This window comes from Reyranella sp. (assembly GCF_030651995.1).
In the GTDB taxonomy this organism is placed as follows: Bacteria; Pseudomonadota; Alphaproteobacteria; order Reyranellales; family Reyranellaceae; genus Reyranella.
This window is the reverse complement of sequence record NZ_JAUSBN010000041.1, coordinates 87504-100054: the sequence shown is the minus strand read 5'-3', so window position 1 is coordinate 100054 and position 12551 is coordinate 87504. Positions and strand designations below refer to the sequence as shown.

Below are 12551 nucleotides of genomic sequence, written 5' to 3'. Positions count from 1 at the left end.
ACGAAATGACCCGCCTGGGGAGGGGGGACAATACGGTACTTAAATACCGCGGAGATCGCGTATGGACGTGCTGGATGACCTCGCCGCCGGCGGGCCGCATCGCCACTGTGCCCGCACTACCCAGGACTTCTTCTGTTCCTGAGATACTCCTGCCACAGCGGTCGCCATTGTTCCTGCGTGACGACAAGCACGACTTCGTCGCACCGTTCTCCATCCTGCCGGCGGATCCACTTTGGAAGGCGTCCTACTTCCTCGTAGCCGTTCTTCCGGGCGTAAGCGAGGCTGCGCTTGTTGTCGTCCATCACGCGTGAGCGGACGGCATACAGATCGAGCGCATTGAAGGCGAAGTCGAGCAGCAGCATCTTCGCTTCGGTTCCGTAGCCCTTGCCGAGATGATCCGCCTCGCCGATCGTTGTGCTGGTGGTGGCCGTGCGGTGTGCCCAATCGACTTCATGCAAGCCGATCCAACCGATGAGTTTGTTGTCCTCGATCGTCACGATGCCGAGGCCAAACTCCGTCGTCGAACCCGACAGCCTGTCCAGCCACTCCTCCTGGGCCTTTTCCATGAGAGGAAACGCCCGCGCCAACCGGTACTGGGTTGTTTCCGGATCATTCATCCAGCGCCGGATTGCCGGGATGTCTGCTCGCTGGAGGGGACGCAACAGTACGTGCTCACCTTTGCGGAAGACGACGTCGCTCATCGAGTCATTCCTTTGTCACCAATCGGAGCTGGTCCGGCGGCGATCAATCCCTCAGATCGGCGGCTCGCCCTCGATCAGCACGCGCTGCATGATCCGTTCCTCGCCCACCGGATAATCGATGACGACACGGTGCATGGTGGCGCGATTGTCCCAGACGACGATGTCTCCCCTGCTCCAGACGTGACCGAAGTGATGCTGCGGCTTGCGCGCCTCGTCGGCGAGTTCGTCGAGCAGCGCGTCGCTTTCGGCGCGCTCCAGCCCGACGATACGGTCGAGGCGGTTGGGGTTCAGGTAGAGCGACTTTCGGCCGGTCACCGGGTGCGTCCGCACCAGCGGATGCTCGACATCCGGCGTCTCGGCGATCTCCTCCGGTGTGCGCGGCGACGGCCGGTTGCGGGCGCGCGGCGTGTCGTAGCCGTGAATCGCGCGCTTGCCCTCGATCCGCTTCTTCGTCGCATCCGACAGTGCGTCGTAGACCGAGTGCATGTTGCAGAACCAGGTGGCGCCGCCGTGGCTCGGAATCTCGATGCTGTGCAGCAGGGTCGCCTTGGCCGGCACCGCGAAGTAGGAATCGTCGGTGTGCCAGTCTTCCGCACGAATGGCCGTCTTGTCGGTCGTGCCGTCGGCCATCAGTGTGCTCACCATGACCGACACGTCGGGCACGGCGCCGCTACGCTTGTAGCGCAGCAGCTGCCTCTGCGGCGCGCCAAAGGCCTTCGAGAACTCCCGCGTCTGTTCCAGCGTCATCGGATCTCCCGGAATCACCACCAGCAGATGCTCGGCGAGCGCCTGGTTCAGGGTCGCGGCCACCGCAGGCTCGTTCGCTGTGGCGCGATCGAGCCCTTCGATGCGTGCGCCGAGGGCGGCTTTGTTGGGGACGACTTCCGGCATGGTCCTGCGACTCCCGTGAGGTTCACTGTGAGCGGAGAGCCTAACGCAAGTGCGGGCGGCCGCACAAAGGCGCAAGCCGGAGAGCGGAAGGCGCCCTACTCGGCCTTGAAGCCCAACTCCTTCAACGTGGGCTTGTTCGGCCAGTCCTGCGCCGCGGCTGCGAAGGCCGAAAGCGCGACGCAGCCCGCGAGGAACGGGAGGAGCGCGCGTCTCATGCGCCCGCCTTTCCGCCCGGCACGAAAGCGTCCGGCGCGCCGGGTGGAATCGGCGGATGGGCCTTGAGGCTCTCCTGGAACGATTCGATCAGGCGGCGGATCGGGCCGCGCACCCATCCTTCGTCCATGTTCGTGTCGGTCTCCTCCTTCGGATCCTTCACGAGATTGAACAGATACGGCGTCTCCAGCTTGATCGGCCCTTCGTTGGGCTCGACTTCCCACATGAGATGCATCTTCCAGTCGCGCCATTTCACGGCCCGCAGCTCGGTCTTGATGTAGTAGGGAAACCCGTCGCGCGCCGAGGTTGGCCGATCGCCGAGGAAAAAGCCGAGTTGATCGATGCCGTCGATAGGCCGGTCGGCTGGCAGGCGAGCACCGCCGACCTTCGCCAGGGTCGGATAAAGATCGGTGATGTGCAGCACCTCCGTCGTGCGGCGCGGCGCGATGCGGCCCGGCCAACGCAGGATGAAGGGAACCCGAAGCCCGCCTTCCATGGCCGTGTGATAGGTGCCGCGCCACGGCCCCGCGGTGCCGCGCCAGGGCCGCCGGAACTCCGGGCCGTTGTCGCTGCCGAACAGCACCAGCGTATCCTCGCGCAAGCCGAGGCGGTCGATTGCATCCAGCATTTCCCCCACCCGATGGTCCATCTCGGCCATCGCATCCGCGAAGTCGCCGGCACCGGTGCGGCCCGCGAAGTCGTGATGCGGCAAGGTCGGGAAGTGCAGTTGCGTCAGCGGCACGTAGGCGAAGAACGGCCGGCCGGCGCCCGACTGGCGCTCCATGAAGTCGATCGTGCGGCGCGTCAGCTCGCCGTCGATCAACCGGCGCTGCTCGAGATCGTAGACCGCGAGGTCGCGCGCCGGCGCGCCCTTCACGCCTTCCATCACGTAGGGCATCGGCACGATCGTGGGATCGAAGCCGGGAGCCGACGTGAACATCGCCTCGTTCGAGGTGCGTGGAATGCCGTACCACTCGTCGAACCCGCGATCCTTGGGCAGGCGCCCTTCCCGGTCGCCCAGATGCCATTTGCCGAAGCAGCCCGTCGCGTAGCCGGCACCCTGCAGCAGTTCGCCGATCGTGATCTCCCAGGGGATCAGGCCCTGGGGAAGGCCGGCCGGCACCGACTGCATCGCGCCGGTGCGGATCGGATGACGCCCGGTCATCAGCGCCGAGCGGGTCGGGACGCAGTCGCTCTCGACGTTGAAGTTCAGGCAGGTCAGGCCTTCTTCTGCCAGGGCGTCGATCCTCGGCGTCGGTGCCCCGCGCAGCACACCGCCGCCGTAGCAGCCGAGTTCGCCCCATCCGAGATTGTCGGCGAGGATCAGCAGGATATTGGGCGGGCGAACGGTCATGGATCACGCTCCTCTGTGGGTTCGCAAAGAGTGACAGGCGCCTGCTCATGTATAAAATGCAAACAGCGGACGGGTCGTTGCGATTCTCGCAAGAGGTATCAGGTGAAACTGCAGGCGCTGCGGCTCTTCCTGCGCATCATGGAGCTGGGAAGCCTCGGCGCCGCCGCCCAGTCGCTGAACATGAGCCAGTCCGCGGCAAGCCGCCTGCTCGCAGGCCTCGAACATGAAACCGGGCTTCGGCTCTTCCACCGCGATCGCACGCGCCTCGTGCCGACGACCGAAGGGACCACGTTCTTTGCCGAGGTGCGGCGGGTTCTGGTGGCGATCGACGACCTGCCCCGCATCGCCCAGCGTGTGGCGGGTGGCACGCAGGTCCGTCTCCGGATCGTGAGCATGCCGCGTTTCGCCGCCAGCCTGCTGGCGCCGGCCGTAGCCGACTTCCATCGCCATCATCCCGGGGTCGAGGTCGACATCGCGATCGTTCATCGCCGCGAACTCGAACTGGCTGTCGCCAACCAGTCCTTCGACCTCGGCATCGGCGCCCTGCCGCTCGACAATCCCGGCATCGAGGCGCAACCGCTGCTGAGCCTGCCCGCGATGGTCGTCCTGCCGGCCCGGCATCCCCTCGCCCGGCGAAAGTCGCTGGGCGCCCGCGATCTTGCAGCCGAGACCCTGGTGGTTCTCGGCCCCGGCACGCAGTTGCGCGATGACGTCGAGGCCATGTTCGCGGCGGAAGGCGTCGCCATTCGCCCGAGCATCGTCGTCGACTCGCTCGAATTCGCCTGCCGTCTCGTCGGCCGGGGTGCCGGCGTCGCCATCGCCGATCCGCTCACGCCGGCCTCTCTCGGTGCAGGCCGGCTCGCCATGGTGCCGTGGCGTCCGAGGACCCTGTTTCACGTCGGCATGCTGTTGCCGGCGCTGATTCCGCCGTCGCGCTCGGTCGAGCAGTTTCTCGAAGCTCTGCGGCGCGCGGCCAAGGAGGCCGGCACCCGCCTCGGACCTGGTTAGCGTGCCAGTAGCCCGGCCACCAAACCCGACAGCCAGCGGCGCAGACGGTGCACCATGGCCTTCGTCCTCTGCCAGACCGGCAGGGATTGGACGAAGGCGTAGAGCCTGTCGCGCCATTTGAAGACCCACGTCTCGGTGGCGAGAAACCATGGCATCGTGACCAGGGTCGGGCGCAGGATCTTGTAGAGGCGCGCGACCAGCGCGGTCGCAAGCATCTTGCCGAGCAGGATGCTGCCCGTCGCCAGGGCGAACTTTCCATGCAGGGCAAAGCCGACGGCCGCCAGCTTGATCGGCAGTACCAGCGCCGAAGGCGCGACGAAGGCGATCAGGGCGGCCTTGGTCGGCAGCCGCGCCAACCACGCCTCAAGCCGGGCGACCGGCGGCCACTTGGCGAACGCCGCCATGGCGACGCCCAGGTAGTGCAGCAGCACGTCTTCGATGAAGACGATCGCCGCGGCTAGGGGCATCAGAAGCAGTTCGAGGGCACGCTTCAAGTGGCGCTTCATGCTGCCGCCATCCAAACCACACAAAATGTCATTATGGTGTTTACCATGTTCTCCCGCCGCACGTTCGCCCGCCTAGCGGGCGCCGCTTCGCTGATCCCCGCCGCCACTTTGGCGCAGCCTGAAAAGCCCCTGTCGCGCATTGCCTTCGGCTCATGCGCGAAGCAGACCCTGCCGCAGCCGATCTGGGAGCCCATCCTCGCCTACCGGCCGGACCTCTTCATCTTCGCCGGCGACAATGTCTATGGCGACTTCCACTCCCCGGATGCAGCGGATCTGAAGCGGGCCTACGACGAAGCCAGGCTCGTCGCGGGTTACGCCAGGTTGCGCGAGACCGTGCCCCATCTCGCCGTCTGGGACGATCACGATTACGGCGTGAACGACGGCGGCGTGGAGTTCGCTCACAAGGAGATCGCCAAGGACCTGTTCCTCGATTTCTGGGGCGCACCGGCGGGCGACATCCGGCGCACGCGCGGCGGCATCTACGATTCGCGGATCATCGGACCGCCGGGAAAGCGCGTGCAGGTGATCCTGCTCGACGTGCGCTGGTTCCGCTCGCCGCTCAAGATCACGGACAAGCGCGGCGCGCCGGGCAAGCAGCGCTACCTTCCCGACCCCGATCCGGCCAAGACGATGCTGGGCGCCGAGCAATGGGCGTGGCTCGCGGCTGAACTGCGCAAGCCGGCCGAGCTGCGCCTGATCGTGTCGAGCACGCAGGTCCTGGCCGAGGGCCATGGCTGGGAGCGCTGGGGGAACATGCCTCTGGAGAAGCAGAAGCTCGTCGATACGATTCGCGAGATTGGCGCCAAGGGCGTCGTCTTCCTGTCGGGCGATCGCCACATCGGCGCGCTTTACCGCGAGAGTCCCGAAGGTCTCTATCCGCTGTACGAAGCCACTTCGAGCGGCCTCAACATGGTGTACTGGGCTGCCAAGGAGCCCGGACCCAACCGCCTCGGCCCCCTCTTCGCCGCTGCCAATTTCGGCGTGGTCGAGATCGACTGGTCGGCGCGCACGCTCCTGCTGGCGTTGCGCGACGAGAGAGGCGACACGCGCCGCGCGGTCGACGTTGGTTTCGACACTCTGGGCATTGCCACCTGATTGCCCAGATTGAATCGGGGGATGCGGCTTCACCGGAGGGCGTAGCGAGGACAAGGCGGTATCGACCGCCGATCTCGGCCCAAAGGAATCTGCATGCAATCGGTGAAATCCGTTGCCTCGGTCTCTCTTCTATTGCTTGCGCTCGCCAGCACCGCGGTCTGCGCCCAAGACCGGATGCCGCCGCCCTCTTCTACCCAGTCATCGACGGACGCATCCTCCGACCGGCCGCAGGGACCGCCACCCAAAGGCAAGGCCGGCGCCCAGGCACGCGATGACGGCGCGAACACGCAGGCCGAGCGTCGACCGCCTCCTCCGAACGGACGCGGAGGAAGCAGCGCGCCGCCTCCCGAGCCGCCCCGCATGGGACAGCAGGGACAGCCAACGGGTGCAGGCCCAGGAAAGTCTCCTGACAGGCAGCGGCCTCCTCGCGGGCAACAGCCGACGACGCCATCGGCGGCCGCCAATCCGGGTTGATGCGTCGTCCGCAAAAAAGAAGGGCCGCCCTGCGGCGGCCCTTCGTGTCTTCGGTGGTCGGGATTACTGCGGCTGAACGCCGGCGGCCTTGATGGTGGGCACCCACTTGTCGATCGAGGCCTTGAGCTGGGCGGCGAGCGCCGCGGGCGTCGCGTCCTTGGGTTCCGGCAGATCGACGGCCTGCTCGATCAGGCGAGACCGCACCTTCTCGTCCCCGAGCGCAGTGACCAACGCCTTGTTGAGCTTGTCGATGGCATCCTTCGGCGTGCCCTTGGCCACGAAGAAGCCGTTCCAGATCGTGACCTCGTAGCCCTTCAGACCCGACTCGTCGATCGTCGGCACGTCCGGCAGCTGCGGCAGGCGCTTCAGCGTGCTGACGCCCAGCGCCTTGATGGTGCCGGCCTTGATCTGCGGCAGCACGTTCACCGCCTGGTCGACCATGTAGTCGAACTGGCCGCTCACCAGATCGTTCAGCGCCGGGCCGGTTCCCTTGTAGGGAATTTCCAGCACGTCGACCTTCATCATGTTGTTCAGCATCAGGCCGCCGAGATGCGAGGCGGCGCCGATGCCGGCCATGCCGTACTGCGCCTTCTTCTGGTTGGCCTTCACATAGGCCTCGAATTCCTTGAAGTCCTTGGCCGGCAGGCCCTTCTTGGCGACCAGCACCATCGGGTTCGTGCCGCCGAGCCCGATCGGCTCGAAGTCCTTCTGGCTGTCGTAGGGCAGCGTCTTGTAGAGCGCGATGTTCACCGCCAGGGTGCCCATGTGCGCGAACAGGATCGTGTAGCCGTCGGGCGTCGCCTTCGCGGCCTTGTTGACGCCGATGGTGCCGCCGGCGCCGCCGACATTCTCGACGATCATCGTCTGGCCGAGCGCCTCGCCCATGCGGGCGGTCAGCACGCGGGCCAGGGCATCGGTCGGGCCACCGGCCGCGAACGGCACGATGACCGTGATCGGCTTCGTCGGATAGGCCTGCGCCATGGCGCCGACGGGCGCCGCGGCCAGAGCGGCTGCCGCCGCGGCGGCAAGCAGGTTGCGTCTCTTCATAGGGTTACCTCCCAAGACTCACTGTAAAGCGGCTGCTACACCGTCTTCACGAGCTCTGCAATCGCTGCGCCCACGGTTTTGGTGTCGCCGTTGCCGCCCAGGTCCTTGGTGCGGGGACCGCCCTCAACCAGGGAGGCCGCGATGGCCCGCTCGATCGCCTCGGCAGCCTCGGGATATCCCAGATGGCGCACCATCATGGCGCCGGACCAGATCTGGCCGATCGGATTGGCGATACCCTTGCCCGCAATGTCGGGGGCCGAACCGTGGACCGGCTCGAACATCGAGGGATACTTGCGCTCCGGATTGATGTTGCCCGACGGCGCCACGCCGATCGAACCGGTCAATGCCGGACCGAGGTCGGAGAGGATGTCGCCGAACAGGTTGGAGCCCACCACAACGTCGAACCAGTCCGGGTTGCGCACGAAATGCGCCGTCAGGATGTCGATGTGATACTGGTCCGCCTTGATGTCGGGATATTTCTTGCACATCTCGGCGAAGCGCTCGTCCCAGAACGGCATCGTGTGGATGATACCGTTGGACTTGGTGGCCGACGTCACATGCTTCTTCTTCGTGGTGCGGGCGAACTCGAAGGCAAACTTGAGGATCCGGTCGACGCCCTTGCGGGTGAAGATGGACTGCTGAATGGCCATCTCGTCGTCGGAGCCCTGGAACATGCGGCCGCCGATCGAGCTGTACTCGCCCTCGGTGTTCTCACGCACGACCCAGAAGTCGATCTCGCCCGGCTTGCGGTTGGCGAGCGGCGACGGCACGCCTTCGAACAGGCGCACGGGGCGCAGGTTCACATACTCGTCGAAGTCGCGGCGGATCGGGATCAGCAGGCCCCACAGGGAAACGTGATCGGGCACGCCCGGCCAGCCCACGGCGCCGAGGAAGATGCTCTCGAAGGCCTTGAGTTGCTCCATGCCGTCATCCGGCATCATCTTGCCGGTCTTCACCAGTCGATCGCACGACCAGTCGAAATCGGTGAACTCGAGCTCGAAGTTGAAACGCCGCGCCGCGGCCTCCAGAACCTTCACGCCTTCCGGCAGAACTTCCTTACCGATTCCGTCACCCGGAATGAGCGCGATCTTGTGCTTGGCCATCAATAATCCTCCCGAACCGCGCGGAACGTAGCAGCGCGACCTTGCCATGCAAGCACGGCATTGCCCCTGCGACGCACCCGCGCCAATATGAACAGGTGTTTACCCCGGAGTGGCCATGACCTTCGACCTCAAGATTACCGGCGGCACCATCGTCGACGGCACCGGCAAGCCGGGCTTCGTCGGCGATCTTGGAATCAAGGACGGCAAGGTCGTCGCGCTCGGCAAGGTCGAGGGGCCTGCCGTGCAGACGATCGACGCCACGGACAAGGTCGTCTCCCCGGGCTTCGTCGACGTGCATACGCACTATGACGCCCAGATCCTGTGGGATCGAATGCTCACCATCTCGCCCTGGCATGGGGTCACCACGACAGTGATCGGCAATTGCGGCTTCGGCGTCGCGCCGACCCGCGAAATCCACCGCAAGATGATCATGCAGACCCTGGAAAAGGTCGAAGGCATGAGTCTCGAGGTGCTGGAAGCCGGCCTCGGCATGGACTGGCCGTTCGAGACCTTCCCGCAATATCTCGACGCGCTGGAGAAGCGCGGCTCGGCGATCAACGTGGCGGCCCTGTTCGGGCACACGCCGCTGCGCCTCTACGTGATGGGAGAAGAATCGACCGAGCGGGCCGCGACGGCCGACGAGGTCGGCGCGATGAAGAAGCTGGTCCACGAGGCGATGGAAGCCGGCGCCATCGGCTTCGGCACTTCCGTCTCGGTCAGCCACAATGGCTATGCCGGCAAGCCTGTGCCCAGCCGCCAGGCGACGCCCGAGGAAATGGACGCCCTCGTCTCGGTCATGGGCGAGATGAAGCGCGGCCTGATGCAGATCACCATCGGCCGCGATTTCTCGACCCGCCACATGGCGGAGGTCAGCCGCAAGTATAACATCCCGGTCACCTGGACCGCCCTGCTCTCTCACCTCTACGGCCCGGGCGGCCATCGCAAGCAGCTCGACCTCGCCGCCGAACAGCGCAAGTCCGGCGCCATGGTGATCCCGCAGGTGAGCTGCCGGCCGCTCAACTTCGAGGTCACCTTCGCCGAGCCGTTCATCTTCGACGTGATGCCGTTCATGAACGAGCTGGCGAAAGCCGACGCGAAGGATCCCGGCGCCCGCCGCCGCGCCTATGCCGATCCGGCCTGGCGCGAGAAGCTGCGCAGCGAGGTCACGCCGCTGTTCCAGAAATGGTGGGACCGCGTGGTCATCTCGTGGTCGCCATCGCATCGCGAGCTCGAAGAGATGCCGCTGGCCGTGGCGGCCGCCCGGCTGGGCAAGGACCCGGTCGATCTCGCCCTAGACGTCTCACTGGCCGACGACCTGAAGACCCGCTTCCGCATGGCCGTCATGAACTTCGACGAGAAGGAAGTGGCGGAGCTGATCACCGATCCGAACACGATCATCGCGCTGTCCGACGCCGGCGCCCATGCCAGCCAGCTCTGTGACGCCTGCTATTCGACCTATCTGCTCGGTCACTGGGTGCGCGACCGCAAGGTCTTCACGCTCGAGGAAGCCGTGCACAATCTCACCCAGCGGCCGGCCGAGATGTTCGGCATCACCGATCGCGGCGTGCTGGCCGAAGGCCGTCCCGCCGATATCGTCGTCTTCGATCCGAAGACCGTGAGCCCCGGCCCGCTGAAGCGGGTCTACGACATGCCGGCCGGCGCCGACCGCCTCGTCTCCGAGGCGAGTGGCATCGACGCCGTCGTCGTCAACGGCAAGATCATTCGCCAGGACAACAAGGACACCGTCTCGGCCGACGACAAGCTGCCCGGTCGTCTGCTAAGACACGGACGCGCCGCCTAGGCCACGAACAAGACCAGAGGGAGACAGTCATGATCCACGTCATTGCCATCATCACGGCCAAGCCCGGCAAGCGCGACGAAGTCCTCAAGAACTTCAAGGACAACGTCCCGGCCGTGCATGCCGAGAAGGGCTGCATCGAATATGGCGCGGCCGTCGACATCGATGGCGGTCCGTTCGCCAAGTTCGGTCCCGATACCTTCGTCGTCATCGAAAAGTGGGAGAGCATGGACGACCTCAAGGCCCACGGCGCGTCGGAGCACATGAAGGCCTATGCGGCCAAGAACAAGGACCTGCTCGCCAATCGCGCCGTCCACGTCCTGCAGAACGCTTGATCCCCGTCACTGAAACGGACGTCGCCGCGTACGAACGCGACGGCGTCGTCTGCCTGCGCGGCGCCTTCGATGCCGTGTGGGTCGGAATCCTGTGCGAGGCGGTCGAGCGCGACCTCCTCAAGCCGGGCCCGCATGCGACCAACTTCGCGGAAGGCAGCACGTCGGGCAAATTCTTCGGCGACATGTTCATGTGGCGCCGGGACAACGATTTCCGCCTCGCCGCCCTCACATCGCCGGCCGGTGAAATCGCCGCCGCGCTGATGCGCTCGCGGAATGTCGACTTCTTTTACGACCAGCTCTTCGTGAAGGAGCCCGGCACGGCGCATCCGACGCCCTGGCACCAGGACCAGCCCTACTGGCCGGTCACGGGCCAACAGATCGCCTCCGTCTGGATCGCCCTCGACAATATCGATCTCGGCAACGGCGCGGTCGAATTTGTTGCCGGGTCCCACCGCTGGGGCATCAACTACCGGCCGACGCCCTTCCGCAAGGGACACGAGGCCAAGTTCACGTCGAGCGATCTCGTCCAGATCCCCGACATCGACGCCGAGCGCGGCAAGTACGACATCAGGTCGTGGACGATGGAGCCCGGCGATTGCCTGGTCTTCCACGCCATGATCGTGCACGGCGCACCGGGCAACGACACGCCGGGCGCACGGCGGCGCGGCCTGTCGCTGCGCTATACAGGCGACGATGCCCGCTACGACCCGCGCCCCGGCACTTTCCAGTTTCCCCACACGCCCGACCTCGCCGCCGGCACCGCGATGACCTGCGACCTCTTCCCGAGAGTCTGGCCGAGGCGTTAGTCTCCGCCCCCGTTCCCGAGGGCAGGTTCAATGGAAGAGCGCGGCGTCGATCAGATCACCGAGGTTACCAATACCTCCTGGTTCGCCCGCCTCGGGCAGGCGATCGTCGGGGTCCTCATCGGCCTCATGTTCGTCGTCGTGTCGATCGGCGTTCTGTTCTGGAACGAAGGCCGCGCGATTCGCACAGCGCAGGGCCTGGCGGAGGGCGCCGGCATCGTGCGTAGCGTTTCGGCCGATTCCGTGGACCGGTCGAACGACGGCCGGCTGATCCATGTGGCCGGTATGCTCTCGACGGCCGGACCGGTGTCCGATCCCGACTTCGGCCTAAAGGTGCAGGGCGTGCGGCTCGTGCGCCATGTCGAAGTCTTTCAATGGAAGGAAGAGACCCACAGCGAGACCCGCGCGAAATTCGGCGGCGGCGAGGAGCGCACCACGACCTACAAGTATGTGCGCACCTGGTCGGACAAGCCCATCGACTCGGACCGGTTCAAGGAGCCGCGCGGCCATACCAACCCGGTGATGACCTACCAGTCGCGCGACCTGCTGGCCGCCGGCACGCGGCTCGGCGCCTTTGCCGTTCCCGATTCGCTGTTGCGCGGCTTTGGCGAGGCGAAGCGAGTGGCGGCGACGGAGGTCCAGGCCAATGCCCTGCAGATTCGCGTCAACAAGCCGGTCGCCGTGAACGACGGCGTGCTCTATGTCGGCCGCGATCCGTCCCAGCCAGCGATCGGCGACATGCGCATCTCGTTTGCGGAGGTGCCCTTGCAGACGGCCAGCGTGGTCGCCGCCCAGGCCGGCTCAGGCTTCGCACCCTTCTCCACCCATACCGGCACGACGGTCGAGCTGATCGCGGCCGGCACCGTGCCGCCCAAGGTGATGTTCCAGCATGCCCAGGAAGAGAACGTCACCATGACCTGGGTGCTGCGCCTGATCGGCATGATCTTCATGCTGATCGGATTCAACCTGGTGCTGCGCCCGCTGGCCGTCGCCGGCAGCGTCATTCCGCTGCTGGGCGATGTGATCGGCGCCGGCACCTTCCTCGTGGCGCTGGTCTGCACCACCGCCATCGCGCCGATCGTGATCGCCTTTGGATGGCTGTGGTACCGGCCGCTCGTCGGCGTCGGTGTGCTGGTGGTCGGAGCAGCAGCGACCTGGGGCCTCAGCAAGCTGCTGCACACACGGGCCGCGGCGAAGAAGCCCGCGCGTCTCGCGGCCTGATC

At 66.0% G+C, this 12551-nt stretch carries 12 protein-coding genes; 6 read left to right on the top strand and 6 right to left on the bottom strand.

The genetic code is table 11. From position 1 onward, the window contains the following. Positions 1–116: 116 nt before the first annotated feature. The 3 genes from Q7V45_RS12690 to Q7V45_RS12680 all read right to left on the bottom strand — a co-directional run bounded on the left by Q7V45_RS12690 (position 117) and on the right by Q7V45_RS12680 (position 3159). Positions 117–701 (bottom strand): GNAT family N-acetyltransferase, encoded by a 585-nt coding sequence (locus Q7V45_RS12690; protein ID WP_304852431.1) that lies wholly within the window; start codon positions 699–701, stop codon positions 117–119. Between the two features lie 51 nt (positions 702–752). Beyond that, positions 753–1592 carry a TauD/TfdA family dioxygenase gene (locus tag Q7V45_RS12685; protein WP_304852429.1) on the bottom strand — a complete coding sequence of 280 codons (840 nt, stop codon included), beginning with the start codon at positions 1590–1592 and terminating at the stop codon, positions 753–755. 211 nt (positions 1593–1803) lie between these two features. Continuing rightward, positions 1804–3159, bottom strand: a complete 1356-nt coding sequence (locus Q7V45_RS12680; RefSeq protein WP_304852427.1) for an arylsulfatase — start codon at positions 3157–3159, stop codon at positions 1804–1806. A 102-nt stretch (positions 3160–3261) separates the two neighbouring features. Here Q7V45_RS12680 and Q7V45_RS12675 point away from each other — a divergent pair, with 102 nt between their 5' ends. Then, on the top strand, positions 3262–4167 hold the full coding sequence (locus tag Q7V45_RS12675; RefSeq protein WP_304852426.1) for a LysR family transcriptional regulator: 906 nt from the start codon (positions 3262–3264) through the stop codon (positions 4165–4167). On the opposite strand, the gene Q7V45_RS12670 is transcribed toward Q7V45_RS12675, so the two are convergent. Further along, complete coding sequence (locus Q7V45_RS12670) at positions 4164–4673, bottom strand: hypothetical protein (protein WP_304852425.1); 510 nt, start codon at positions 4671–4673, stop codon at positions 4164–4166. The two genes, Q7V45_RS12675 and Q7V45_RS12670, sit on opposite strands and share 4 nt — an antisense overlap. A gap of 45 nt (positions 4674–4718) precedes the next feature. Here Q7V45_RS12670 and Q7V45_RS12665 point away from each other — a divergent pair, with 45 nt between their 5' ends. Beyond that, positions 4719–5768, top strand: coding sequence for an alkaline phosphatase D family protein (locus Q7V45_RS12665; protein ID WP_304852424.1), 1050 nt, complete (start codon positions 4719–4721; stop codon positions 5766–5768). 537 nt (positions 5769–6305) lie between these two features. Here Q7V45_RS12665 and Q7V45_RS12660 read toward each other — a convergent pair. Then, positions 6306–7289: a tripartite tricarboxylate transporter substrate-binding protein gene (locus Q7V45_RS12660; RefSeq protein ID WP_304852422.1), complete on the bottom strand. Its 984-nt coding sequence runs from the start codon at positions 7287–7289 to the stop codon at positions 6306–6308. Between the two features lie 35 nt (positions 7290–7324). After that, positions 7325–8392, bottom strand: coding sequence for a tartrate dehydrogenase (locus tag Q7V45_RS12655; protein ID WP_304852419.1), 1068 nt, complete (start codon positions 8390–8392; stop codon positions 7325–7327). A gap of 115 nt (positions 8393–8507) precedes the next feature. Between Q7V45_RS12655 and Q7V45_RS12650 the strand changes: the two genes are divergently transcribed. From Q7V45_RS12650 to Q7V45_RS12635, 4 genes are read left to right on the top strand one after another with little or no spacing between them, the layout of a single operon-like run. Continuing rightward, positions 8508–10193, top strand: a complete 1686-nt coding sequence (locus Q7V45_RS12650; RefSeq protein ID WP_304852417.1) for an amidohydrolase family protein — start codon at positions 8508–8510, stop codon at positions 10191–10193. 29 nt (positions 10194–10222) lie between these two features. Next, positions 10223–10525: a putative quinol monooxygenase gene (locus tag Q7V45_RS12645; RefSeq protein WP_304852415.1), complete on the top strand. Its 303-nt coding sequence runs from the start codon at positions 10223–10225 to the stop codon at positions 10523–10525. Then, positions 10522–11331, top strand: coding sequence for a phytanoyl-CoA dioxygenase family protein (locus Q7V45_RS12640; RefSeq protein ID WP_304852413.1), 810 nt, complete (start codon positions 10522–10524; stop codon positions 11329–11331). The genes Q7V45_RS12645 and Q7V45_RS12640 overlap by 4 nt, the downstream gene beginning before the upstream one ends. Before the next feature lie 30 nt (positions 11332–11361). Next, complete coding sequence (locus Q7V45_RS12635; protein WP_304852411.1) at positions 11362–12549, top strand: TMEM43 family protein; 1188 nt, start codon at positions 11362–11364, stop codon at positions 12547–12549. Positions 12550–12551 lie beyond the last annotated feature (2 nt).